The 25,687-nt window shown below is 49.7% G+C and carries 23 protein-coding genes, 1 tRNA gene and 1 other RNA gene; 9 read left to right on the forward strand and 16 right to left on the reverse strand.

From position 1 onward, the window contains the following. Nucleotide 1: 1 nt before the first annotated feature. The 7 genes from mraY to F569_RS0103125 are packed head-to-tail and all read right to left on the reverse strand — an operon-like array spanning nucleotide 2 to nucleotide 7,419. On the reverse strand, nucleotides 2-1,099 hold the full coding sequence (gene mraY, locus F569_RS0103095; RefSeq protein WP_026940998.1) for a phospho-N-acetylmuramoyl-pentapeptide-transferase: 1,098 nt from the start codon (nucleotides 1,097-1,099) through the stop codon (nucleotides 2-4). Continuing rightward, nucleotides 1,099-2,457 (reverse strand): UDP-N-acetylmuramoyl-tripeptide--D-alanyl-D-alanine ligase, encoded by a 1,359-nt coding sequence (locus tag F569_RS0103100; RefSeq protein ID WP_026940999.1) that lies wholly within the window; start codon nucleotides 2,455-2,457, stop codon nucleotides 1,099-1,101. Before F569_RS0103100 ends, mraY begins: the two co-directional genes overlap by 1 nt. Further along, nucleotides 2,450-3,874 carry a UDP-N-acetylmuramoyl-L-alanyl-D-glutamate--2,6-diaminopimelate ligase gene (locus F569_RS0103105; RefSeq protein WP_026941000.1) on the reverse strand — a complete coding sequence of 475 codons (1,425 nt, stop codon included), beginning with the start codon at nucleotides 3,872-3,874 and terminating at the stop codon, nucleotides 2,450-2,452. The genes F569_RS0103100 and F569_RS0103105 overlap by 8 nt, the downstream gene beginning before the upstream one ends. Beyond that, nucleotides 3,871-5,550, reverse strand: a complete 1,680-nt coding sequence (locus tag F569_RS16225; protein ID WP_051279189.1) for a peptidoglycan D,D-transpeptidase FtsI family protein — start codon at nucleotides 5,548-5,550, stop codon at nucleotides 3,871-3,873. Before F569_RS16225 ends, F569_RS0103105 begins: the two co-directional genes overlap by 4 nt. Beyond that, nucleotides 5,547-5,915 (reverse strand): cell division protein FtsL, encoded by a 369-nt coding sequence (gene ftsL / locus F569_RS16230; protein WP_051279191.1) that lies wholly within the window; start codon nucleotides 5,913-5,915, stop codon nucleotides 5,547-5,549. The genes F569_RS16225 and ftsL overlap by 4 nt, the downstream gene beginning before the upstream one ends. After that, nucleotides 5,912-6,892, reverse strand: coding sequence for a 16S rRNA (cytosine(1402)-N(4))-methyltransferase RsmH (gene rsmH, locus F569_RS0103120; RefSeq protein WP_026941001.1), 981 nt, complete (start codon nucleotides 6,890-6,892; stop codon nucleotides 5,912-5,914). The genes ftsL and rsmH overlap by 4 nt, the downstream gene beginning before the upstream one ends. Further along, a complete protein-coding gene (locus tag F569_RS0103125) occupies nucleotides 6,889-7,419 on the reverse strand; it encodes a division/cell wall cluster transcriptional repressor MraZ (protein ID WP_233353581.1) in 531 nt (176 codons plus the stop codon). The genes rsmH and F569_RS0103125 overlap by 4 nt, the downstream gene beginning before the upstream one ends. 301 nt (nucleotides 7,420-7,720) lie before the next feature. Between F569_RS0103125 and F569_RS0103130 the strand changes: the two genes are divergently transcribed. Further along, a complete protein-coding gene (locus tag F569_RS0103130; protein ID WP_407637004.1) occupies nucleotides 7,721-9,793 on the forward strand; it encodes a M3 family metallopeptidase in 2,073 nt (690 codons plus the stop codon). A 5-nt stretch (nucleotides 9,794-9,798) separates the two neighbouring features. Then, nucleotides 9,799-10,317 (forward strand): hypothetical protein, encoded by a 519-nt coding sequence (locus F569_RS0103135; protein ID WP_026941004.1) that lies wholly within the window; start codon nucleotides 9,799-9,801, stop codon nucleotides 10,315-10,317. Nucleotides 10,318-10,438: 121 nt separating this feature from the next. Here the strand turns inward: F569_RS0103135 and rnpB are convergent. After that, nucleotides 10,439-10,799, reverse strand: an RNA gene (rnpB, locus tag F569_RS18820) — RNase P RNA component class A. 71 nt (nucleotides 10,800-10,870) lie between these two features. Between rnpB and F569_RS0103145 the strand changes: the two genes are divergently transcribed. The 5 genes from F569_RS0103145 (at nucleotide 10,871) to F569_RS0103165 (ending at nucleotide 17,350) form a co-directional block, all read left to right on the forward strand. Then, nucleotides 10,871-12,586: an amidohydrolase gene (locus tag F569_RS0103145; protein WP_162143727.1), complete on the forward strand. Its 1,716-nt coding sequence runs from the start codon at nucleotides 10,871-10,873 to the stop codon at nucleotides 12,584-12,586. Then, nucleotides 12,583-13,491 carry a bile acid:sodium symporter family protein gene (locus F569_RS0103150; RefSeq protein WP_051279192.1) on the forward strand — a complete coding sequence of 303 codons (909 nt, stop codon included), beginning with the start codon at nucleotides 12,583-12,585 and terminating at the stop codon, nucleotides 13,489-13,491. The genes F569_RS0103145 and F569_RS0103150 overlap by 4 nt, the downstream gene beginning before the upstream one ends. Then, nucleotides 13,484-15,253 (forward strand): N-acyl-D-amino-acid deacylase family protein, encoded by a 1,770-nt coding sequence (locus F569_RS0103155; RefSeq protein WP_026941007.1) that lies wholly within the window; start codon nucleotides 13,484-13,486, stop codon nucleotides 15,251-15,253. The genes F569_RS0103150 and F569_RS0103155 overlap by 8 nt, the downstream gene beginning before the upstream one ends. Before the next feature lie 107 nt (nucleotides 15,254-15,360). After that, nucleotides 15,361-16,383, forward strand: a complete 1,023-nt coding sequence (locus F569_RS0103160; protein ID WP_026941008.1) for an IS110 family RNA-guided transposase — start codon at nucleotides 15,361-15,363, stop codon at nucleotides 16,381-16,383. Nucleotides 16,384-16,798: 415 nt separating this feature from the next. Next, nucleotides 16,799-17,350 carry a hypothetical protein gene (locus F569_RS0103165; protein WP_162143728.1) on the forward strand — a complete coding sequence of 184 codons (552 nt, stop codon included), beginning with the start codon at nucleotides 16,799-16,801 and terminating at the stop codon, nucleotides 17,348-17,350. A 233-nt stretch (nucleotides 17,351-17,583) separates the two neighbouring features. On the opposite strand, the gene F569_RS18700 is transcribed toward F569_RS0103165, so the two are convergent. After that, a complete protein-coding gene (locus F569_RS18700) occupies nucleotides 17,584-18,192 on the reverse strand; it encodes a hypothetical protein (protein ID WP_026941010.1) in 609 nt (202 codons plus the stop codon). Between the two features lie 273 nt (nucleotides 18,193-18,465). Then, entirely contained in the window at nucleotides 18,466-19,728 is a 1,263-nt protein-coding gene (locus F569_RS16245) for a DUF917 domain-containing protein (RefSeq protein ID WP_162143729.1), read from the reverse strand. Between the two features lie 190 nt (nucleotides 19,729-19,918). On the opposite strand from F569_RS16245, the gene F569_RS0103180 reads away from it, so the two are divergent. Next, nucleotides 19,919-20,734, forward strand: a complete 816-nt coding sequence (locus F569_RS0103180) for a hypothetical protein (RefSeq protein ID WP_154813622.1) — start codon at nucleotides 19,919-19,921, stop codon at nucleotides 20,732-20,734. Nucleotides 20,735-20,737: 3 nt separating this feature from the next. On the opposite strand, the gene F569_RS16250 is transcribed toward F569_RS0103180, so the two are convergent. Then, nucleotides 20,738-21,154, reverse strand: coding sequence for a TIGR01244 family sulfur transferase (locus tag F569_RS16250; protein WP_051279193.1), 417 nt, complete (start codon nucleotides 21,152-21,154; stop codon nucleotides 20,738-20,740). Nucleotides 21,155-21,160: 6 nt separating this feature from the next. Further along, nucleotides 21,161-23,155, reverse strand: a complete 1,995-nt coding sequence (tkt, locus tag F569_RS0103190; RefSeq protein WP_026941013.1) for a transketolase — start codon at nucleotides 23,153-23,155, stop codon at nucleotides 21,161-21,163. A gap of 307 nt (nucleotides 23,156-23,462) precedes the next feature. Between tkt and F569_RS0103195 the strand changes: the two genes are divergently transcribed. Next, nucleotides 23,463-23,538: transfer RNA gene (locus tag F569_RS0103195), tRNA-Phe, on the forward strand. A 171-nt stretch (nucleotides 23,539-23,709) separates the two neighbouring features. Here the strand turns inward: F569_RS0103195 and F569_RS20035 are convergent. Genes F569_RS20035 through F569_RS0103215 form a run of 4 tightly spaced genes read right to left on the reverse strand, consistent with a single transcriptional unit; the run spans nucleotide 23,710 to nucleotide 25,677 of the window. Next, complete coding sequence (locus F569_RS20035) at nucleotides 23,710-23,904, reverse strand: helix-turn-helix transcriptional regulator (RefSeq protein WP_026941014.1); 195 nt, start codon at nucleotides 23,902-23,904, stop codon at nucleotides 23,710-23,712. A 57-nt stretch (nucleotides 23,905-23,961) separates the two neighbouring features. Next, nucleotides 23,962-24,285: a DUF736 domain-containing protein gene (locus F569_RS0103205; protein WP_026941015.1), complete on the reverse strand. Its 324-nt coding sequence runs from the start codon at nucleotides 24,283-24,285 to the stop codon at nucleotides 23,962-23,964. Nucleotides 24,286-24,322: 37 nt separating this feature from the next. Further along, entirely contained in the window at nucleotides 24,323-24,553 is a 231-nt protein-coding gene (locus F569_RS0103210; protein ID WP_026941016.1) for a DUF2274 domain-containing protein, read from the reverse strand. A 2-nt stretch (nucleotides 24,554-24,555) separates the two neighbouring features. Continuing rightward, nucleotides 24,556-25,677 carry a TrbI/VirB10 family protein gene (locus F569_RS0103215; RefSeq protein ID WP_051279196.1) on the reverse strand — a complete coding sequence of 374 codons (1,122 nt, stop codon included), beginning with the start codon at nucleotides 25,675-25,677 and terminating at the stop codon, nucleotides 24,556-24,558. Between the last annotated feature and the right edge of the window lie 10 nt (nucleotides 25,678-25,687).

Genomic DNA, 25,687 nt, shown 5'->3' on the forward strand with positions numbered 1-25,687 from the left:
GTTACCGAAGTTTCAATGTGGAAAGACCGATCAGCGCAAGAATAATTGCAATGATCCAGAAGCGTATAACGATGGTGGGTTCGGCCCAGCCTTTTTTCTCGAAATGGTGGTGGATTGGGGCCATGCGGAATACCCGCTTCCCCGTGAGCTTAAATGAAGCCACCTGCACAATAACGGAAACAGCTTCGAGCACAAATAAGCCGCCAATAACGGCCAATACAATTTCATGTTTGATGGCGACAGCAGTGGTGCCCAACGCACCGCCAAGTGCCAGTGATCCTGTATCACCCATAAAGACCATCGCCGGAGGTGCATTATACCAAAGAAAGCCCAATGAGGCGCCTATAATAGCTCCCAAGAAGATCGTAATTTCAGCAGAGCCCGGGACATAGGGAACGCCAAGATAATCAGAGAATACTGCATTACCGACAAGATAGGCGATAAAGGCCAAGCTCATACAGGCGATCATCACGGGAACAATCGCCAAACCGTCCAAACCGTCCGTTAGGTTTACAGCATTGGACGCGCCTACAATAACAAGACACCCAAAAGGAATGAAGAAGACCCCTAGATTGAGCGTAAAATCCTTTAAAAACGGTATAGCGAGACCTGTCTCAAAGCCGTCTGGTGTTTGAGGAAAGGCCGTTGTCAGAACATAACACGCCACAGCGGCAATCCCGAATTCCAAGATGATTTTTATTTTGCCGCTAAAACCTTTTGGGTTTTGCCGCGAGACTTTTAAGTAATCATCATAAAAGCCAATGAGGCCATAAGCTGCTGTGACCAGCATAACCGTCCATAAAAACGGGTTTTTCAAATCCGCCCAGAGCAACGTCGAAATAATGACACATAGTAAAATCAAGAGCCCGCCCATTGTCGGCGTGCCCGCTTTTTTAATAATATGTCCTTCCGGCCCATCCTCTCGGATCGGCTGTCCTTTACCTTGCTTGGCGCGCAATAAATCAATCATGCGCGGCCCCAATATGAAGGCAATGATCATTGATGTCATCAAAGCTCCGCCAACGCGGAAAGTGATGTAATTAAAGAGATTGAAGACCTGAAAATCCTCTGCATATCTCGCCAAAATTTCGTATAACATTAAGCTGTGCCCTTTTTTAATGCCGCTACCAGCTTACCAAGGCCGACACTGTTTGATCCCTTTACCAAGACGACATCGCCCTCTTGAATTTCATCTTTGAGCGCCTGCAAAGCCGCATCCCAATCCTTGGCCCAAGCGCCTCGCATTGATTGAGGCAGGGCCCCTTTGAGCGCCCGCATACATTCGCCTGTTACAATAACGCGCGAGACTGCCGCGGCCTCTAATGGTTTTGCTAAATCTGAATGGAATTGAAGTTCATCTTTCCCCAACTCCCCCATATCCCCCAAAACGGCAAGTCGGCGCCCATGCTTGAGTCCGAGCACATTGATGGCCGCCCGCATGGATGTCGGATTTGCATTATAGCTTTCATCAATCACCGTTATTGACTTACCGTCCAATGAAAGCTTGTGCATTTCACCACGGCCGCTTTCTGCCCTAACACCACGCAGGGCCTTGGCAGCTTTGCGAAGATCGACACCTGCAGCATAGGCCACAGCCATGCAAGCCGCGCCATTCATGATCCAATGCTCTCCTGGCACTAGCAGTGTTACGTCAATTTGCTGCGCATTTATACGAAGGCGCGTATTGCTGCCATGCTCATGTGTTTGCGAGGTCACAATCGTTACATCGCAATTATCGTCATGGCCGAATGTAATGACTTTTTTGCCTTTGGCTTTTCTAAGTATTTGAGGCGTATGAGGATTATCTGCATTCAAAATCAGAATGCCGTCTTCGGCAAGTCCGTCCATGATTTCTGATTTGGCATCAGCAATCGCGTCAACATTTTCGAAATGCGCCAAGTGAGCAGGCGCCACAGTTGTAATCAGTGCTATTTCAGGACTTAGCAAATTAGATAAATCGGCAAGTTCTCCGGCATGGTTCATTCCCATTTCAAAAATGCCATATTTGGAGTTGATGGGCATTCTCGCCATAGTAAGCGGGACGCCCCAATGATTATTATATGATTTGAGAGACTTATGTGTAGGTCCGAAAGCGGCAAACATGTCAGCAAGCGCTTCTTTTACGCTGGTTTTCCCAACGCTTCCCGTGACGGCGATGCGCAAGGCCTCTGACCGTTCAGTCCCAGTCCGCCCCATATCACGCAAGGCTTGTAAGCTATCTTCGATGATGACCGCAGCACCCTCCATGGGCTTTTCAGATAGTATTCCGCCGGCGCCTTTCTCCAGAGCCATAGGTATAAAATCGTGACCATCTCGCATATCTTTTAACGGTACAAATAAATCTCCGGCCTGAATTGTGCGCGTATCGATAGAAATCCCGTTTACTTCAAATGGCTCTGCCGACTCGCCGCCCACGGCCCGCGTAATGTCGCCTGATGTCCAAAGCGGCTTAGACATGACCCAACTCCTTGAGCGCCCACTTGACCTGATCCACATCTGAAAACGGGATGACTTTGGTTCCGACTATTTGGCCTTGCTCATGCCCTTTTCCAGCAATGACAAGGCAGTCTTGAGGTTTCAAGCGTTTAATGCCCTCTCGGATGGCCTCGGCCCGGTCGCCAATTTCAGTTGCATCAGGACAGCCCACAAGAACGGCTTTTCGAATATTTGCCGCATCCTCATTGCGCGGATTGTCGTCAGTCACGATCACACCATCGGCTAACTTCGCCGCAACTTGTCCCATCTTGGAGCGCTTATCCGGGTCACGATCACCTCCACAGCCAAAGACGACGATCACGTCGCCCATAGTGTGAGGTCTCACTGAACGCAGCAGCTTATCAAGACCATCTTCGGTATGAGCAAAGTCCACAAATATTGGCGCCCCGTCTTTGGTTTGCCCCGCCCGCTCCATGCGGCCTGCGACGCCGTGTAGATTTTCAAGAGCTTTAAGCGCCGTGATTTTATCGATGCCTGTGACAAGTGCCAAGCCTAAAGCAGACACAGCATTTAAGACCTGAAATTCACCAGCGAGCGGCAGTTCAATTTTATGACGCTCACCTTCAACAACCAGTGTCACAATCTGGCTTGACGCACGCGGCATAACTTCATCAATACGGATATCCTGACCAGACCATCCGACTTGCATGACACCTTGTCCGCGCTCTTCGCACATCTGGGCAAGGCGCTGCCCGTATGCGTCATTCGTGTTAATAACTACAGGCGCATCCGATGGCGTCAGCTCTGCAAAAAGACGAGCCTTGGCCATAAAGTAATCTTCGGCGTCACTATGATAATCAAAATGATCCTGCGTTAAGTTTGTGAAACCCGCCGCCGTGATTTTCACAGCATCCAGGCGGTATTGATCCAAGCCATGAGACGACGCCTCCATCGCAGCATGAGTCACGCCCTCATCCTTCAATTCAGACAAAGTTTTGTGCAAGGCAACAGCGTCGGGCGTAGTGTGAGTTAAGGGACGATATCCCTTGGGTGCCTGGACCCCCAAGGTCCCAAAGCACGCAGCCTGTTTACCGGCAAAGGCCCATATTTGACGCAAAAACTCGACCGTCGAACTTTTTCCATTTGTGCCTGTCATTGCGACAAGTGTTTGGGGTTGCCCTGCGTAAAGTTTAGCAGCCATTTGTGCATAACTCAGGCGCGGCTCTGAACTCTTTAAATAAGGAACAGGCAGCTCTAAAGCTCCCGTAGAGAGGATAGCCTCAGCGCCATTTTCCAAAGCGCTTTCAATATATTTTCGGCCATCTGTTACCGTGCCAGGCAAGGCTGCAAAGACATAACCCGGCTTCACCTCACGGCTGTCACAGGTCAAGCCCGTTACAGGGGCATCGCTTTCAAAGCCTAACTCACGCAATGTCATGGCAAGGCTTCTTCCGAAAAAGGACTCATGGCGATGGGGTCAATTCTGCGCTGAACACCGAGCATCGGCGCAATACGCTCAATCACGGCTCCGGCTGTTGGGGCGGCATTCCAACCCGCCGTGGCATATCCATATGTCCCCTCGACGGCCTTAGGTTCATCATAAGTAATCATGACAACATATGTCGGATCTTCATAAGGAAAAGCCGCTACATATGACGTAACCAAACGCTTTTCATCATACCCCCCCATAGCAGGCTTTTCGGCCGTGCCAGTTTTGCCCATGACGCCATAGCCTTTCACACGGGACTTTTTACCCGTTCCATGAGTCACCACATAACGCATCATATCGCGCGTGTGTCGTGATGTACTCGAAGAGAAAACCCGGCGGGGCGTAGCTGCATTAGCTGCATCACGCTTAATAAGGGTCGGCGTGACATATAAACCATCATTAAGCGTCGCCCCAATAGCCGCTGCAAGACCCAAGGGCGTGACTGAAATACCATGCCCATAAGACACAGTCACGGTCGTCAGATCAATCCACCGGTTTTGAACTTGAGGCTTAGCGCTTTCAGCAAGCTCGAACGGCACACGATCAAATAATCCCAGAGCTTTAAGATATTGCTTTTGCTTTTCTGCACCAACCCGCAAAGCCAAAATAGCTGTACCGCGATTAGAGCTTTGCGCCAGAATGTCAGGCATTGCGAGCGGCACTTTACTGGGATGATCCTCGCGAATAAATTTATCACGCACTTTGAAAGGCTTTTGCACCGGGTGAGGCTCCGTTAAGCTGGAAACCCCCTCCTCCAAAGCCATTGCCATGGTCAGGGGTTTAAAGACTGAACCCAAGTCATAGGTGGACATTGAGGCATGATTAAAGCGAGTTTCGGGCAATGTTGCGCCAGGATCATTCGGATCAAAATTCGGCAAACTCACCATGGAAACAATTTCGCCAGTTTTTAGGTTCAAAACGACACCCGCATTTGAAAGAGCCTCAAAACGCTCAAGCCCTTTTTGCAACTCATCCGCGACGGCATATTGAACACGCATATCAACTGAAAGCGCTAAAGAGGGCGCGTTTTTCTCAGCAAGCCTGTCATTAAAGGCCCGCTCCACTCCCGCCGAACCATTCAAATCTACATCCGTAAACCCGGCAATATGAGAGGCGAGGTTACCGCGCGGATATACCCTTTTTGGTTCTTGACGAAAGGCCAAACCCGGCAAACCCAAAGCGAAAACAGATTGGCGCTCCTTTGGCGTTAAGCCGCGCTCAATCCACACGAATGACCGCTTTGCCGAAAGCCTTTCGCGCAGCACATTTATGTCCAACTCTGGCCTGACCGAAATTAACTTTTGAACAGTCTCTTCAACATTCCAAACCTTACGCGGCTCCGCATAAAGAGAGTAAGTGCTGAGGGTTGTAGCGAGAACTTCACCATTGCGATCCTTAATATCCGCCCGCGTCGTCGTGATCTCTTTGGGCAGAAGATTAGCGCCGCGCTTATCGCCAAACAGGGAAACTTCCGCCAAGCGCAAAACGACAAGCAAGAGGACGAACATAAATATGAAAGCGCCAATGCGAATACGAATTCGCCCCTCGGACACTGAGGCGAATTCATCATCCGCAACCGTCATTGTGCGAGCTTGAGGGAAGTGATCAGGCGGCGTCACGCTCATGGTTCACCTCCGTCACTTAAGGCTTCACGCTCAATAATTTTAGGCCGCAACGGAAATTCTTCCATAACATCTTTTACGGCAAGAACATTTTTCACTTTTATCGGCTCAAGGCCCAGATGCCGTTGTGATAATTGCTTAAGACGGTCCGGACTTTCCAGATAAGCAATTTCAGCCTGAAGCACGCTAAGATTAGCTTCCTCTTGCGAGATCTGGCGCTCTAACGCGGCGGATTGCTTTCGCGCCGTTTGCGATCTTGTTTTAACATAATAAAGACCGACAGTCAGAGCGACACCAATCAAAAACAATATGAAGCCCGTCATGCGCCTGGCGGCACGAATATGAGACGGGATATAAACGCCGCTCATAATTGCGCCTCCAAATCAGATAGGTTGGACACGCGCGGCAGCAAGTCATCATCCATAGGGAATGGGACAGCTTCCGTACGAATAGCAAAACGGAGCTTCGCTGAGCGCGAGCGGGCATTTTCCGCGACTTCCGTTTTGGACGGCTTGATGACCGAACGCTTACCCTCAAGGAAACTTGGCGCAGGACCTTCATGCTTCACCTCAGGCGAGTAACGAGACCCTCCCGTGACATCACCAGCACGGCGGCGCACAAAAGACTTTACGATACGGTCTTCGAGAGAATGGAAGGTCACAACAATCAAGCGACCGCCTGGCTTAAGAATTTTTTCCGCCGCACATAAGCCACGATATAATTCACCCAATTCATCATTGATAAAAATACGTAAGGCTTGGAAGACCCGCGTCGCAGGATGGTTTTTACCCGAGCGACCCAAAGCCCGCTCTATAATATCCGCAAGTTCTTCAGTTGTAACAATATCGCCCTCCTCCCGGGCACGAAGGATAAAATCCGCAGCGCGGCGCGCACGGCGCTCTTCGCCGTAAACCTGAAAAATGCGAATGAGATCAGAGTGAGGCAAAACTCTCACTGCATCCGCTGCCGTTGGCCCCGTATTCCCCATCCGCATATCCAGAGGCCCAGAACGCATAAAAGAAAACCCGCGCTCAGCCTGATCAAGCTGCATGGAAGAGACCCCTATATCGAGAACAACGGCATCAACACCTGACAACCCAACTTCATCCATCTTTGAAAAAGGGGTCTCAATAAGACGAAAGCGGTCATTATAAAGCCCCGCCAACTCACCAGCTCTCGGTTGAACATTTGGATCACGGTCAAGTCCGACCACGTTACAATCAGCCGCCTTTAGAAAAGCCTCGCTGTAACCCCCATTTCCAAATGTGCCGTCCACATAAACTTCACCCGCTTGCGGAGCTAAGGCCGCCAAAACCTCAGGGAGCATTACGGGGTAGTGCTTCATGAGCTTGCCCCCGAAGGCTTAACGGTTTTGAGCAGATGGCGGCTTTCCCGCGCAAGCGCCAATAAACCTTCCTGACGATCTTCGAGCGCTTTCGGGCTCCAAATTTCAAACCTTCGGCCCAGTCCTACAAATGTAACCTTACCGTTGAGCCCTGCATATTCATGCAAGTCTTTAGGCAGAGACACGCGACCGCCGCCATCAAAGGCGAGCTGCCGCGAAGCCGCAAAAATCTTATACTGAAGGGCGGACCGCTCAGCATCGTAATGCTCGCGCTCATCTAGTGAATTTTGAAAGTCCTCTAGAAGCGAAATACCACCGCCCTCAAGATAGGCCCCATCAAGGCTGGGCCAGACCACAATCCCATCAAACGCTGATTTGGACGGCGTCTCAGAAATTGTCGCGCGGAAATCTGCAGGGACAGAAACACGCCCCTTAGCATCCAAGCTATTCGTCACGGTGGACAAAAACATCCCGATTTTCCCTTTAACGCCAGTGCCTAATACCGCCGCATTCATATGGGATAACATGGGATTATATGGGATACAATGCCTATTTATGTAATTATTAAGCATAAATCTGGGAAAAATCCGTGAATTTAGCCTGAATTTTCGACCCATAGCCGCGCGAAATCGGGGCAGCCCTTGGAAGCCCGTAAAATATGCTTATACAGAGGAAAGATTCACAAAAGGTTTCATCATGCGCAAAACACTTCTAACAGCCACATCCATTCTCGCTATTACGCTTATCGCGTGCTCTGACTCCTCCATGAAAGCGCCTAATGATATGAGCATGTCTGAAAACTCCGCCCCACAAAACTCAAAGGTTATTATGCCATCAGTGGAAATGCCCGCTATCGACAATGTTTTGCTCTCTGAGTTTAAAGGCCCCTATGGCGGCGTCCCCGCGTTTGACAAAATGGACCTTTCAGTCCTCAAGCCCGCGCTTGAGTGGGGTATGGAGAAAAACCTCAAAGAGGTAGAGGCGATAGCCAATAATCCTGAAGCGCCAACTTTTGAAAACACGATATTGCCGATGGAAAAATCCGGCGAAGAGCTGGGACGCGTGTTTGAATATTGGGGCATATGGAGTTCAAATAAGTCGTCACCCGCATTTCGCGCTATCCAAGGCGAAATGGCTCCAAAGCTCTCGGAGTTCAGTTCGAAAATCACGCAGAACGAAAAACTTTTTAATCGTATCAAAGCGATCTATGAAAGCGACGCAGTAAAGGACATGCGCCCGGACCAACAGCGCCTCATCAAGCTCGTCTATGACGGATTTGCCCGCAATGGCGCAACATTGAACGCTGACGACAAAGCCCGCTACGCCGCCATCAATAAGCGGCTCTCAGCCCTGCATACAAAGTTTGGCAATAATGTACTCGCCGATGAAGAAGGTTATATCCTTTATATCAATGAAGACCAATTAAGCGGCCTTTCAGAAGGCTACATTAAGGCAGCCGCTGCAACGGCCACAGCAAATGGCAAAGACGGGCAATATGCGATTACAAATACACGCTCCTCTATGTCCCCCTTCCTCACCTATTCAGATGAGCGGGATTTGCGCCAGAAAGTCTGGGAGACCTATTACTCGCGCGGTGATAATGGCGATGAGCATGATAATAATGATATTATCGCTGAAATTTTACAACTCCGCGACGAACGGGTTGCTTTGCTTGGATATGACAATTATGCGCAATGGCGTCTCGCAGACCGCATGGCCGGAACGCCTGAACGCGCGTTGGAGCTTATGGAAGCTGTTTGGCCCGCCGCGATTGGCCGTGTTGCTGAGGAAGTTGCGGATATGCAAGCCATTGCCGATAAGGAAGGCGCAGACATTACCATCGCGCCTTGGGATTACCGCTACTACGCCGAGAAAGTCCGCAAGGACAAATATGATCTCGACAGTGATGAGGTGAAACAGTATTTACAGCTCGATAAACTCACCGATGCTATGTTCTTTGTGGCAGGTGAACTTTTCAATTTCAGCTTTGCCCCTGTTCCCAAAGGCTCCGTTCCTGTCTTCCATCCTGACGTAAATGTTTGGGAAGTAACAGATAAGGATAGCGGAGAGAATATCGGCCTCTGGTATCTTGATCCCTTTGCCCGCCCTGGCAAACGCTCTGGCGCGTGGGCCACGACTTATCGATCACATACGACATATGACGGCGTGACAAATGTGCTGTCTTCGAACAATTCAAATTTTGTCAAAGCGGCGCCGGGAGAACCTGTCTTGGTATCTTGGGATGATGCGACGACCTTCTTCCACGAATTTGGTCACGCGCTCCATTTCCTCTCAAGCAATGTCGCTTACCCGACTCTGAATGGCGGTGTGCGCGATTACACAGAGTTTCAGTCACAGCTCTTAGAGCGTTGGCTCTCTACTGATGAAGTGGTTGAGACATATCTCATCCATCACGAAACAGGCGAACCGATGCCTGCAGACTTAAGACAAAAAATCAAAGATGCCGCGACCTTTAACCAAGGCTTTTCGACAACAGAATATCTGGCTTCAGCGCTGGTCGATATGCGCTATCACACGACCGACCCAACAGGCATTGATCCTGACGCCTTTGAGCGTGAAACCCTCAAAGAGTTGGGCATGCCAGAAGAGATCGTTATGCGCCACCGCTCTACTCATTTCGGGCACATCTTCTCAGGCGAAGGCTATAGCGCGGGCTATTACGGCTATATGTGGGCGGACGTTTTAACCTCGGATGCATCAGAAGCGTTTCAGGAAGCACCTGGTGGTTATTATGATGCGGATGTCGCGGCGAAGCTCGTGAAGTATCTGTTCGAGCCCCGCAATGCGATGGACCCTGCTGACGCCTATCGCGCGTTCAGAGGCCGCGACGCGGATATCGCGCCCCTCATGCGGGATCGCGGATTTCCGGTACCGGAGTAGTTGAATTGAAAGAGATCATAGCGCTGAAGCTTGATGAAAAGACTGTTCGCGAATCTGATAATACGAAATGGAGGCTCCTACCCCTTCTATTAGCATTCTTCGGTGCCTGTTGGATCTCTTATGAACTAATCACAGTTACGGCTCTTGAACCGCAAGCAACAAATGCAAAATTTTTGGGTATTGCTATTTTATTCGGTACCATCTGGGGAGGCAAATTGCTCTGGTCTCAAAGCCGCTTGCTTGACCGTCAATTACGAGATGGTGTGACAATTTATGAATTAACACCTGACGGCATCACAAACCATCGTGGTGAAACGCAGAGATGGACGGGCTTGAAGAAAATTTACTTTAAGGATGATAGAGTTCATTTTTCTTACATGACCTTCAATCGCTCAGCCGCATTTAGTATGGTTAGCACAGGTATTAACCCAGCTGATTTTTACGAAGCTTGTGAATTTATAAAACACCATGCCCCTAAGACCGCGACTCACAAATTCAAACTCGACAAAATACCAAGGCGATAGAGCACTCACAAACCCACTACAGCCCCCGCTGATTTGACTTTTAAGTTTTAAGTGATTTCACAAACGCACCCCATCAACAATGACACTACAGCCCGCCCAAAGGGGGCGAGCGGTCATTGTTGATGCCAGAGAGCCAATAAGCCGGGTTCTGTACGGCTTACGCCGTGACGATCATTCCTCTGGGAACGCTGTTACCAACGCCCTCAAGCGACACACCCGAACAGCGATGATAAGGCTCACCATAATGCCGTTCCTATTTGGTCTTGCTCCGGATGGGGTTTACCTTGCCCGCTTAGTTGCCCTTGCGGCGGTGCGCTCTTACCGCACCTTTTCACCATTGCTCATAATGAGCTGTTTGTTTTCTGTGGCACTTTCCCTCACCAAGTCCGAAAACTCAGCGGCCGGGCGTTAACCGGCATCCTGCCTTAATGGAGCCCGGACTTTCCTCGCACATTTCTGAACGCGATCGTCTGACCCTCTGACAGGCGGCTTTAAGCTTGGAATTAGAGCCGGAGTCAAGCTAGACTAAAGAAAAATGAAAAAGGTTTGGGGAATGAAGAGATTATTATTATGCGCGGGGCTGGCTTTCCTAACGGCCTGTTCGAATTCCAGCAACTTACCGGGCAAAGACATCACGATATATACAGCAAACCATATTCTAACTGTTTATGAGGACATGCCTAACGCGGAAGCTATTGCTGTGAACAGCGAGGGCAACATCGTTGCTATTGGCGATCTGAAACCCTTAAGCGCTCAACTGAAAGGTGCGGATATAGATAACCGCTTTGAAGGCAAAACAATCACGCCGGGTTTAATCGATCCTCATATCCATATGGTTTTGGGCTCAATGATGTATGGTCTCGACTTCATTCCGCCTTGGGATATGGAAACACCGAAAGGCACCGTGAAAGGATTACCTGACAAAGCCTCGCTTATGGCAAAAATCGCAGAGTTTGAAAGCATAGCAGCTGAGGGCCCGCTTATACTCTATGGCTATCATAATCTCGTCCAAGGGGATTTGACGCGCCAAGATCTTGACTTAATATCTAAAACGCGCCCTATTTTCATCTGGCATTTTTCGGGGCATGATTTTTACTTGAATAGCGCCGCGATAGATGCCGCCAATCTGACGCCTGCCTTGGCCGAAAAATTTCATGGAGTTGGGCTTGACGATAATGGCGAGCTTAACGGCCGTATATATGAAGATGCGGGTTTGGCACTTTTCCAAACAGTTGGCCCTATCCTCTTGGCGCCCGAGCATATTCAGCGCGGCTGGGAAGGCTATGAAGCGATTTTTGCGCGCTCCGGCGTCACAAGTGTGGCTGAAATGGGCTACGGAATTTTTGGCCGCGCCTTGGAAGACAACTACATCAAGGCGCATTATTCTGCTGAGGATAATTATAACCTCTACCTCGTGCCGGAACACCGCGCCTTTACGCAAGAATTTCAGAATATAGCCAATCTGCGCATCATAGAGATGGCCCGCAATAAAGACGCCATTCCGCGTGTCTTGCCGCAAGTCAAATTATTCACTGATGCTGCTTTTTATTCTCAGACCATGAAAATGTCCGCTCCCGGATATATTGGCGGGCAATCCAAAGGCACGGATGGTCTTTGGGTGACAGAACCGCAAGACTTGGCATCTCTCATGCGGCGTTATTGGGATGTGGGCCTGGATATCCATATCCACTCTAATGGAGACGCGGCGCAAGACTCGACACTGAAGGCATTTTCAGAAATGAAACCTGGCGAGGGCGGTCAAAGGCTAGTCATTGAGCATGGCGGGCTTTTCACGCCTGAGCAGATAAAAACCGCCGCCGAGCTTGGCGTTGGTATTTCCGCAGCCTCTCACTACGTCAAATATATGGGCGAGGATTACAAAGAGGCGATTGGTGATAAGACAGATTTCATAACGCCCCTCGCCTCCGCAATTAAAGCTGGCATTCATACGACAGTTCATTCAGACGCGCCGCTCGCCCCGCCCCAACCGCTTAAGGCGGCTAGCGTACATATGACCCGCGAAACGCGCCAAGGCGGTGTAAGCAATGCAGATGAAAAGATTACGCGCGAGCAAGCCCTTAAAGCTATCACACTCGACGCGGCTTGGTCTCTGGGTCTCGAAGACGAAATAGGCTCGCTTGAAGTCGGAAAGCGTGCCGATTTTGCGATATTGGAAACAAACCCGCTTACGACCGCGCCAGAAAACTGGCCTGACATAGAGGTCTGGGGCGTCGTATTGGCCGGTGATATTCGTCCCGTTCAAAAATGAGTCCTAGCGAAATAGATAACTTCCGCCTCTCTATGGGCGGCGGAGCGGAGAGCGCGCTCGCTATAGCGATTGCCATTATGATGTTCGCCGTCGCGCTTAGCCTTCGCCTTGAGCATTTTCGGTTTTTTAAACAACAACCCGCGATTTATTTGGCGGGCGTGATCGGGCAAATTATTGGCCTGCCGCTTCTGACAATAGGATTGTGCTTTATTCTAAAGCCAATTCCCAGCGTGGCTCTGGGCATGATCCTTGTCGCCTGTTGCCCCGGCGGAAGCGTGTCCAATATCTTGGCGCTGTTCGGGCGGGCGAATACGGCCCTCTCTGTTTCCTTAACCGCGACGTCAAGCCTCTTTGCGGCCTTTCTAACGCCAGTCTCCATCCTGTTTTGGAGTTCGTTATATCCGCCAACCAATAACCTACTGACAGAGATAAACCTGAACATTGTTAGCTTCTTAATGCAGACATTGATTATATTGGCCCTGCCGCTGATTGCTGGAATGCTATTGGCAAAGTTTCGCCCTACCGCCGCTGAAAAACTACAAAAGCCTATGGCGACATTGGGCGCAGCTTTACTCGCGGGTATCATCATTATGGCCTGTTGGAAATTTACGCCTGTCTATATTACGCTAGGCTTAGGACTAGTCGGGATCGTGATCCTTCATAATCTTCTGGCTTTCTTATTGGGAAATATCTTTGCGCGACTGGCTCGCGCGGACATCCCCTCGCGCCGCGCCATAACGCTTGAAGTCGGTATACAAAATTCAGGCTTGGGCATTGTTATACTCCTGACCCAACTCGAAGGCCTAGGCGGTGCAGGCGCTATTGCAGGGGCTTGGGGCGCGTGGCATATTATAGGCGGAACGGCTTTGGTAGCCTTTTACAGATGGAGCGACAGACATGTTTGATCTCAAAATCACAGACGGATTAGTGTTTGACGGTAATGGCGATGACGGCGTCATAACCAATATCGGGATTAAAGACGGACTCATTATCGAGATCGGGGATTGCGCTGGCGAAGCGGCCCAAACCATATCCGCTAAAGGCCATATCGTAACCCCCGGCTTTATCGATTTACACACCCATTATGACGGGCAAATTAGCTGGGATGAGGAAATGAAACCCTCCGTCAATCACGGCGTCACCACCGCCCTGCTTGGCAATTGCGGCGTGGGCTTTGCGCCTTGCCGCACCGAAGACCGCGATAAGCTCATCCGCCTCATGGAGGGCGTCGAAGATATCCCCGGAACCGCCCTGCATGAAGGTATGGATTGGCAATGGGAGACCTTCCCCGAATATATGGACGCCATTGATGCCAAGCCGCACACGATAGATTTCGCTGTCATGATGCCCCATGACCCCTTGCGCGTTTACGCAATGGGTGACCGCGCCGTCTTTAATGAACCCGCTAATGATACAGATATCAAGAAAATGCGCGAGCTCACCCGCGAAGCTTTAGAATCAGGCGCGCTCGGCTTTTCCATTGGCCGCAGTGATTTCCACAAAAGTTCCGACGGTCAATGGACGCCCGGCTCTGAGGCAGGCAAGGACGAGCTTGTCGGCATCGCCCAAGCCTTTGAAGGCCTAGATCACGGCGTATTACAGGTCGTGAATGATTTTGACATGCTCCGTGAAGGCGAGAGCTTTGAGACTGAGTTCGATTTGATGGAAGCCTTTTACCGCGCAGGTCACGGCCATAAAGGCTCGATGTCGCTTATGGAACGCGACTTCGCGCCTGACGATTGGAAGAACATCATACGCCGCACAGAGGCCATGAATGCCGATGGTCTGGATATCTCCTTCCAAGTCGCGCCTCGTGCTATCGGGTCTTTTACAGGGCTGAACTGCACCTTTCATCCGCTTATGGCTTTTCCAAGCTATCTCGCCATTCGCGAGAAAACCTTGGCCGAGCGTGTCGCGATTTTAAAAGACCCAGAGTTTAAAAAACAGCTCCTCTCGGAGTCGCCGATAAAGCTGTCCGGAGAAGGTAGCCCCGTCCCGCCCGTTGTTGATGTGATGATTGAAAATTTTGAACACATCGCCGAGAAGCAATTCAAATTAGATTACGCCGGTAAAGTCGATTACGAGCAAACCAACGCCACGTCTATCGCCGCCCTAGCCCGTAAAAATGGCGTGAGTGTCTGGGAACAAGCCTATGACATGATGCTTGAAGATGATGGCAAAGCCCTCATCTATTACCCCGTCTATAATTATTACGAGATGAATTACGATAATGTGCTGACCATGATGAAACACCCCAAAGCGCTGCCGGGACTCTCTGATGGCGGCGCCCATGTCGGCACAATTTGCGATGCCAGTTTCCCGACTTATCTGCTGTCCCACTGGACACGCGACCGCATTCGCAAAGGCAACGACGGAATCGCGCTAAAACGCGCTGTGCAAATGCTCACAGCGGATGGCGCGGATTATCTCGGCCTCACAGATCGCGGAAGATTAAAAGTTGGCATGCGCGCCGACATCAACATCATCGATTATGACGGCCTAGACCTCGCCATGCCAGAAATGGTCCAAGACCTTCCCGCAGGCGGCCAACGCCTCATACAGTCCGTCAAAGGCTATAAAGCCACCTTTGTGAAAGGGGAGCAAGTTATCGCGAATGACGCGGTGACAGAGGCAAGACCGGGACGGTTAGTGCGGGGCGGAGTTTAGGCAGGCGTGGGGACTTAGCGGATGGTGTGGATGGCTCCTGTCCCCGGCGTTTAGCTTCGCCATAATGCAGTTGTTATCAATAACTGTGAACCATAGGAGCCACCCAAATGCGTATTACCACAATAGGATTAGACTTAGCCAAGAACATTTTTCAAGTCCACGGTGTGACGGAAGATGGAAGTATCGCCTTCAATAAACCCCTGCGGCGAGCACGCGTACTGCCGTTCTTTGCCAAGCTTGAGCCTTGCCTCATAGGTATTGAAGCTTGCAGTAGCGCCCATTATTGGGGCCGCGAGCTGACAGCCCTCGGTCATCAGGTTAAGTTGATGCCGCCGAGTTATGTGAAGCCTTATGTCAAACGTGGCAAGTCTGATGCTGCTGATGCAGAAGCCATATGCGAAGCGGTGACACGTCCGACCATGCGCTTTGTCGAGATTAAATCAGCCGAGCAACAAGCCTTATTGTCTCAACACCGTGCGCGTGAAGTCATGGTTGGGCAAAGGACACAACTCTCGAACACGACACGCGGCCTTCTCGGCGAGTTCGGTGTGATTATCCCGAAGGGCTTGGACCATATCCGCCGATTTGCGGAAGATGTTAAGCGAGATATTTATCCAGACCTGCCAGATGTGGCGCTAGGTGTTATCCAGTCATTGTGTCAGCAGCTTCTGTCTTTGAACGTTCGTATCATAGAGCTTGGCAAGGCCATTGCAGACGTCGCGAAAGCAGATGGGCGTATCAAACTCCTCCAGACCATACCAGGTATCGGCCCGAACAATGCGTCAGCCATTGTTGCGACCATCGGCAGTGCTCATCAGTTTAAGAGCGGGCGTGACCTTGCAGCATGGATCGGACTAACGCCGCTCAATAAATCCAACGGCGGTAAAGAACGCCTTGGCAAAATATCGCGTATGGGAGATCGGTATCTACGCCAGCTTGTCGTCGTGGGTATGTCCTCGCGGGTCAGAATGGCCCGCAGTCATCCTGAACGCGTTGACCCATGGACCCTTTCAATATTGGAGCGCAAACCAATAAGGCTCGCGACAGTAGCAATGGCGAATAGCACGGCCCATATCATCTGGGCGGTGCTGACGAAGAATCAACCTTACGCACCGAGAACGGCGGCATAAAGCGTAATAAAACTAGACTAACAAAGGAGTAGGTGCAATCAGTTTACAAGGACGATGAGAGTGATGGCGAACCGGTTAGACCGGGAGCGAGGATAAACCGTCTAATGTCCCGGACATCAATAGTCCGAATTGCGGAATGGAACCTTGTTCGCGGAAACCATTAGGGCCAGCGGTCTAAACCGCGCTAACAGGCCGGACACAGGGCCGTACCTAACTTAGGTCAAAATCATTCGAATGAACCCTTGCAAAGTGGGAGCCATCCACACAGGACGTTAGAAGCTTTAAAATTTGATTTAATGAAACCCCCGAAAGCGGAAATAACCCAATTGATTTTAGCTAGGCTATTTTAGGACGCCTGAGGTTGTAAAAATCCAAACTAAGGTCTATTTAACCTACAATGGGTTGATTTCGATTATTGTTTTTATCTCTAATGCTAACCGTATTTTGCACGGCCCAAGCTTCAGATGATGAGTTATATGATGATCTCATTCATTCTGATGTGCCGCTGTGGTCAGCCTCTGATGACAATGTTTGGCCTCAACATTTCACAAATGAAGACGAATTTGGTTGCGTAAATCGATCTAAATTTGGTGATTGGCGATTTACGGATTCTGATGGTGATCATATGTGGTATCGTTTTCAAAACTATGGCGTGTTTCATTGTTGGGTAAATGTGTATGAGGCTTATGAACGCAACGAGTTAGAAACTGCAGAACACAAGCCTTCGTTTTTTGTTGAGCTAACGAATGTAGATAGCAAAAAAGTGAATTACGATCTTTGGGCAGTCCAAATCGGGGCGCGTCATGGTAGTGATTATATTTTGCTTGCACGAGAGTCTGAGAAAAAAATGAGCGATAATTATTTGGTACTGCAGCGTAAGTGCTCTCGAAATAACATTCGGTCGGGGCCAAATTTAGATATATTGAAAACGGATTACTGTTCGATAAACTCCAAGAAAGATTTCTAAGAAAATGCTGAAAAGACCGCCGCTTGGGATTCTCGAGTATGTTGAAACTCAGGATGAAAACATAGAGTGATCAAGGTCTGCTATTGCCGCTGTTCCAGTCTAAACACAGATTTGAGCTAAAGTCTGCTTAGAGGATGAAACCACTAAACGCTGAGTGTCCTTAATAGGCGAATTTAAGCCGCTCAGTTAGTCAGCATTAGTGGACGATATGTGCCCTAATCAATTCGGTTCGGCTAACTTGATAAAGGCGTTATATGAAACCACTCTGCGATTTTTTGAGTCAATCTTTCTGAATTTTTGCAATCAATATTATTAAGAAAAACTTGTAGTCGCCCAAGAAACTGCGACAAGGTAAACGAAACTTGCTCTACCATTTTGGACAATTCTTCGTAACTAAGCTCATAGCTTTCCTGCTCAACGTTCAAGCCGTTATGAAGAATTGCTTTATCCCCCCTCGTATCTACTCCAGGAAAAGGATCATGTCCGAACCAAGGGCTATGACTGCCTTTTTTAAGGTCTTTCCATTCGACCCAACCCTCTAATCCACAACAACAACCTGGGATCAGGCGAAATCCTTTACCAATTATCACAAGTCCGCCAGCTACAACTTGGTCCTCTCGCGCTAGCAGGCTTTTTACTAGAGCGGCTGGAGTTTCAGCATTTTGGTTGTCGTCTTCATCTCCGCCATAGTCGTGGAGCTCTTTTAAAAAGTTCAACAAACTTGCTTCGTCCATCTCGCCATTCAACGGGTGAAATGGAGAAAGTTCCCCTTTATACTCATCTCCTTCGTAGCAAGCATATATCCGCAATTGTAAATCCTCAAATTTTTTACTGAACATCATACGTCATTCTGAAATACTATGTTCGCTAAAGCGGATTGTTAGAATTTCTTGGGTGGCCTTCTTTGGGCGCTTATTGCCGCTGAGCTAACGTACCCTTAGAGGATTTTCAGGACTTCATCTTGCGGTGGCGTAGGTCGGATAGAGTGAAACGAAATCCAGTACGGTCTTCGAGATATCGCGCGTGAGTTATGCCTGATTTCGTCTGCGTTTCTGGCGAAAACAAGTTCTATCAGGCCTATAGTGATACTGTCCTTTATACCGGAATCGTAACGCCTATTTATCACCGTGGATATTTTCAATAGGGATGTAGTCGAAATCAAATCCGAAGTGACGAGGGCCTATGAGTTCGATGCCTTTTTTGCTTCGCCATGGCGCAGGCGCTTTTACGCCTATCATGGCAACTTTTTCACCGACGACATAGCCGCCATAGCCGACGCCCAAAGTCGACTCGCCTGTATCGGGGTCTAGGTTATAGATGTAATCTGGTGCCATGGCGTTGAGCTCTCCGTCGAGCCAGCCCACGATATTTTCATTTTTCACATAGACACGATAACTACGGCCTTTAAATTCGTCCACACCTTCAAACTCGGCTTCGACCCAGTTAAAACCGCGCTCACCTTTGGTAACAGCTTTGGTCACAACGCCCTCAAAGAGTTTATAGCCGCCTGAGACTTTGACCATGGCGTCAATCGGGTCTTTACCCGCCTCGCGTGCTTCTCGCACCGTGCGGCCATAAGTTTCCGCCTCGGAGAGATTGCCTTTCAAAATACCGCGGTCCAATTGTTCGCCAGACATGGGCGTCATCGTAATCCACGCATCCCCGCCGCTGGCGACGGCAATGGCGCGGCTAAGATCTTCAACGCGGTATTCATCAATGGCGTGCTTAATAACAATCTGATCGCCCCATGGAGTGATGATGGCCGTAGGCACAGAGGCCATGCCGTTTATCCACGGAATAGATTGCTGCACCTCTGGCACGGCGCGGCCCGTAATGCCGCCATCTAATGTGGGGATGCCCATATCTGCGCCGAGCAGAAGTGCCGTCGCGGTTGCGCCTGCCGCTTCAGAGCGCACAAGCGCGGCAACGTCTTTCCCTGTAAACTCTTCGAAGAGGTCCACCGTTGCGCGGCGTGGGTCGTCTATTTTCTCAAGGCCCTGCTCTGTAGTGCGGTCAATAACATTCTGCCACGGCCCTCCGCCGCCAATGCCTTGCACCGCGACAACCATTCCGTCTTCGGGGACATTGCCCACAGTAATGGTACGAAACACTTTACCCTCTGCAAGAGCGGCTTTGACCTCTGTGATAAAGGGGCTGGGATCGCAATTGCGCGTGGATTGGATGCAAGAGCCAATAAGAATATCGATGAGGTTCTGCTCAGTGAGCGTCCGTAACTTTGGAGCTATTTTATTCGTAGTGCTAGCAGCAACATCAGAAGAGCTTTCAGTGTCTGCTGACGTAGCAGAGCAGGATGTCAATGCTAATAAACTTATACCCGTAAGTGCGGCGGCACAGCTTTTAAATTTCATCAGGCCCATTGTTTCCTCCATTTGCCTTTTGAGTGTTACTGAGATTATTTAGCGGCGCAAGAATATATATTGTCATTCAATGACTAACCTAGAATGGCTCAACTGCACATTACTGCACCGTTTTCTTGTCAACCTCCGCATGGTTTGGCACAAGCATTGCACGTAGCAAAGACTGCGATTGTGGAAAATGGTGATTATTATGAAATACTTATTACAAAGTGGTGCTGTCCTATTGGGGTTGACTTTCTCTGCGGCAATGCCGGCAAACGCAAATAATTGCGGGGGCTGCTCTCCCTCGGCCGGTTCGTCCGTAACAGAGCCTGTCTATGTGACCGAGACACATATGCGACCTGTGACAACACTTGAGAACGTGACCGTCATGAAAGAGCATGTCGAAACCAAAGCCGTTACGGTGCAAAAACCCGAATTGGTCACAAAAACCAAGACGGTGATGAAAGAAGTCAGAACCGCCAAAGATGTTACTGTTATGAAGCCCGTGAAAACGATGAAACCTCAGACGACAATGGTTGAAGTAACCAAAGAGCGAAAAGTGGTCAAGCAGCGCCCAGTCACGAAAACCCGTGAAGTGACTGTCATGAAAGAAGTTAAGGTTATGAAACCTGTGACCGTGATGAAGGAGTTCATCGAAATGCAGCCTCATACCGAAATTGAAACTTACACAGAGATGGAGTCATATGACGACGTCGAGCAATTTACCACGACCGAACCTCAGACGAAAATGGTCGAACATACTGAAATGGTGCCGCACACGGAAACACAATATGTCACGACGATGGTACCTGAAACGCAGACAAGCACACATACAGTCATGCGGCCAACAACAGAATATAAAGAACATAAAGTCATGCGTCCTGTCACAGTACAGAAAGAACGCACGACCATGGTACCAGAAACGCGTACGCGCCGGATTGATGTGGTCAGGCCGGTAGTTCCTGTGCCCTATCCAGTTCCTACACCCTTACCTTGTCAGCGGGTGGAACGGCCAAGCTGCTAGAGACTAACCCTTAGCGCGGGCCTCCAAAGGTCCGCGTATCTGCTCCAGATTATACCCCGCCGCACAAATAGCCTCCATTACGCCGTCCACGCCGAGTTTATCGACATGGGCAAAAGCCCAGAGCGCAGCGCTTCGCATCCCGCTTGCGCAAAACGCGACAATGGGTCGGGGCAGATTATCAAAAGCGGTTTGAGACGCCTCTATCAAACCAGGGGTTAGTCCGCCTGCCATAGGGATATGATGGTAATCTACGCCCAGTTCCTGCGCAGTTTTTTCCAAATCTTCCGAGAGAGGCTGCATAGGCCCTTCCATATCGGGGCGGTTATTGATGAAGCTCATAACGCCTTGCTCGGCCAAGGCTTGCATTTGGACCGCTAAAAGCTGCCCTGTAACAAATACATCTCCTGGAAGCTCTTTCATGGCAATCTACTTGCCTAACATCTCTTTGGCCTTAGCCACTACAGCGTCAGTCGTAATCCCAAAATGCTCGAACAAGGCTGCTCCCGGTGCAGAGGCCCCAAAACTATTCATGCCGACAAAGCCACCTTGACGTCCGATAAGCCCGTCCCAGCCTTGGCGGATACCCGCTTCAATGGCGATTTTCGGGAGGTCTTTCCCAATCACAGAACGGATGTATTTTTCGTCCTGATCGAGGAATAAATCCATACACGGGACAGAGACGACGCGAGCGGAGATGCCTTGCGCGGAAAGTTCTTTATGAGCCTCAACGGCGAGGTGTACTTCGGAGCCGCTGGCGAGCAAAACGATATCATCAGCCCCCTCACCCGCTTTAAGGACATAACCGCCGCGCGCACACATATTCTTATCCGCAGACGTTCTAACGGGCGGAAGGCCTTGGCGGGTTAAGGCATGGAGTGATGGGCCATCTGCGCGTTCAACTGATAGCTCCCAGCATTCTGCCGTTTCAATGGCGTCTGCCGGACGGAAAACATACAGGTTTGGAATAGCGCGAAGCGAAGCTACATGTTCGACGGGTTGATGGGTCGGACCATCTTCGCCAACTCCAATACTGTCATGAGTCATCACATATATAACTCGCACGCCCATTAAAGCTGAGAGACGTATCGCGGGCCGACAATAATCAGCAAAAACAAGAAAAGTACCTGAGTATGGAATGATGCCGCCATGAAGCGCCATGCCATTCATCGCAGCCCCCATGATATGTTCACGAATACCGTAATTGACATAACGGCCGCCATAATTATCGGCTTGAATTTCTGAGGATGTTGCGGGCGTGCGGGTCTTATTGGACCCTTCCAGATCAGCAGATCCAGAAACCATGTCTGTTACCTGTTCGGTTAAGACTACCAAAGCATTTTTAGAGGCGACACGCGTCGCGAGTTTAGACGGGTTTGCAACAAGTTCATTCTTATAAGCTTGCATCGCATCTTTCCACCCGATGTTCAGCTCACCTTTCATAGCGCGGTTAAAGTCATTCGCCTTGCTTGAGGCAGCCAAACGTTCTTTCCACTCTTTATGCTCACGGCGGCCCTTACGTCCGGGACGCTTCCACATTTTATAAACATCCTCAGGAATTTCAAACGGGCCGTGATCCCAGCCTAGTGCTTTACGAGTTCCCGCAATTTCTTCATCCCCCAAAGGGGCGCCATGCACTTTAGAGGTGCCCGCCTTGGTAGGCGCGCCTTTACCGATAGTCGTCTTGCAAGCGATTAAGGTCGGTTTGTCAGATTTTTTTGCACGGCGCAGCGCATTGCCAACTTTGCGAGCGTCGTGGCCATCCACTTTAATCACATTCCATCCGCAAGCTTCAAAACGCTTTTTTTGATCAGAGCTGTCAGAAATTTCGACACTCCCATCAATTGTGATATTATTATCATCCCACATCACAATAAGTTTGTTCAGTTTCAGATGTCCTGCAAGAGAAATCGCTTCTTGGGAAATGCCCTCCATGAGGCAGCCATCACCCGCAATGACATAGGTATAATGATCTACAATATCATCGCCATAACGCGCATTCATCTGGCGCTCGGCCAGAGCAAAGCCAACACCATTGGCTATGCCTTGACCAAGGGGACCTGTTGTTGTCTCGACGCCTGGCACATGACCATATTCGGGATGGCCCGCCGTAATGGAGCCGAGCTGACGAAAGTTTTTAATCTGCTCCATTGTCATGGCTTTATAGCCTGTCAGGTGCAAAAGAGAATATATCAGCATAGAGCCATGCCCCGCCGAGAGGATAAAGCGGTCACGATCCGGCCAATTTGGATCGGACGGATTAAACTTTAGAAACTTAGAAAACAAAACCGTTGCAGCGTCAGCCATCCCCATGGGCATACCCGGATGGCCTGAATTCGCCGCTTGCACAGCGTCCATAGAAAGCGCCGCAATAGCGTTACTCATCTGCTTATGATCGTATTCCGATTTAGAAAGTTCTGACATTTTATCACCTGTAGAGGGCGGTATTTGCCGCCTGATTCTTTGCATAAATGAATGGCATGACATTGTTTTCAAAGCTAGAGCGCAGTCAAAGCTAGATGTGGATTAGAGACCGGATCCTCAGGAAACGCCGCCGCATACCGTAAAAGAGTCTAAATAAGCGGCCATATCCCCCGGCTGAAACCATAGCCATTCTGAGAATAGGGCCGCGCCTGTAAATAGCAGTAAATTAGGTCAAAAACAGCATAGACAGCTCGCCGAGCTTTCCCTATATAGCCGCTTCACTTGTAAGTCTGACTCACATTTGAACGCCCGAATAGCTCAGTTGGTAGAGCAACGGATTGAAAATCCGTGTGTCCCTGGTTCAAATCCAGGTTCGGGCACCATTTACCCCTCATAAGTCATTGTTTTATATATGCATTTAATTATTTTGGATAAATGCTCCCTCATTCGCTCCCTCATTTCAAATTCGAATCTACTATCCAACCGTATCTGGTTATAAAAAAAAGAGCTCTTACGAGCTCTGTCAATTACCCCTAATCAAATACTGCAGAGTATTACGAGTCAGCAAGCTCCAATTCATCGATCCATTTCTGGATTTCAGATAGTTTCCATCGCGTAAAACGCGTACCATCTTGATATGGCAAGGGAAAACGGTCCTCTAAATTTCGCGACTTTTTCCATAGTGTAGCCCTGCTCTTTATTCCTGTAATTGCCTGCACATCCTTGGACGTCAATAATTGGTCGGTCATATCTCTCAATCAGATTAAGGGCGCACAATTTAGATGCGCCCTCACCTGCCCTTTATGTTACTGAGTCTTAGGCCGTGACCAAACGAGATCAGCCCCGTCTTCACGGTCAAAGAGCGCAGCATTAAACGGTTTATCCATTTCTGGGCCGTCAAACTTGATGCTGACGTAATCCACCGGTTCTTTATCATCATCTGGCTCGGATGTTTCATTCCATCCAACACCGAGATCACAACGGCCGGATTTGACGAAGTAATCTGGACTATTTTCGGATTTCTTCTTTTCATTGGGAACAATGCGTACCTTTCGGCTCGTCATCATGGTGACTATCGTGCCTTGATAGCCGCCTTTTTCCATTGGTTTAAATGTACCTATATTTGCCATATCGAAGTCCTTTCAAAATTGGCGTTAATCGAAACAGTTAAGCTAGCTCGCGCTTAGCCTTCTTAAATCCAGTATCGCTAGCTAGAAAGCTGGCAAGCATGGACGGTATGAGAGCGTTTACGGGCTGTTTCTCCCCGTAAGTATTTTCATAAATGGCGGCATAAGCCTCCAGATCTTGATTGACGTCATAAGGTAGCGTCACAGGGACTTTGACAGGTTTGTGTTGCTGCAATTTTGGTAATTTCAATTTGGGTTTGGCGTCAGCCATAACTATCCTCCGTAAGGTTTAAGAATGAGATCGCGGCTGACAATGACGTTAAACCGCCATCCCTGCCGTATTTTGAGTGTGGGCTGCACATTGAGGTTTCGGTCAATGATGCGCTGCCCCGCAATATTTGCGGTGTCTTGGCCGGCATTCTGCAAAGCACGCGTCAACCGATCACCGTCATCACTGGCAAGCTCAGAGCCTATTGAGAGTAGCGACGACAAAGCCGCACCTTTGATGAACTGCCATGTATGACGGTCCACCTTATCTTTGAGACCTGCAAAGCCTTGGGCGTCTGAGCCAGGCAGGTTATCAAGCTGAATACTATCGCCGTTGGGAAGAATAAGCCGCGTCCAGGCAACAAGTGCCCTGCTCTGCCCGAAAGCAATGACGCTATCATAGCGCCCCATCAGGCGAGATCCTTGCGGGATAAGCAGATGCTGTCCTGTTACGGTATCAAAGACGTTCTCGGTGACTTGGCCGATAACTTGTCCCGGTAAATCCGAGTTAAGCCCTGTGACCAGTGACGCCGGGATCAGATTGCCCGCCATGACCTGATAGGGTGAGCGCGGTGATACAAGGCCGTGACTATTGTAAATATAGTCAGTCTCGCGGTCTATGAACGCCTGTTTAGTGCCCTGTCCATTTGGGTCAGAACTTATCGGACTTGAATCAAAACCGGATGGCGGTGGATTAAAGCTCGGATATTCGGGCGGCGGTATATATGGGCCGCTAACGCTCGCGATTTGCGCTGCTTGCCTATTGATACCGCGCCCGCTTAATTCAAAAAAGAGACTGGCACTGCCCTCATTCTGTGGCACAGGCTGAACGGGGATTGGCTGATAAGCCGGTTTGGCTGTTCTCGGCGCTGAATATGAGGCCAGCTTTTGCGGCGGCTTAGAGCCTGCGTCAGGCTCTACAGGCACAGACTCAAGATCAGCGCTCATATAGGCCGCGCCAAGGTCACCCGGTAATGGCGGCCCAAGCCTTGGTTTCATCTCGCCATATGACTTGGGCAATAGCTCTAAGCCTGCTGCCATGGGTTTATGTGTGACATTGTATAGCTCATCGCTCTTCGCCTCGTCATAATCCGGAGATTGAAGCGCAACGGCTAGTGCTGCGAACATAATTGTGCCT

It is taken from the genome of Hellea balneolensis DSM 19091 (genome assembly GCF_000428525.1).
In the GTDB taxonomy this organism is placed as follows: domain Bacteria; phylum Pseudomonadota; class Alphaproteobacteria; order Caulobacterales; family Maricaulaceae; genus Hellea; species Hellea balneolensis.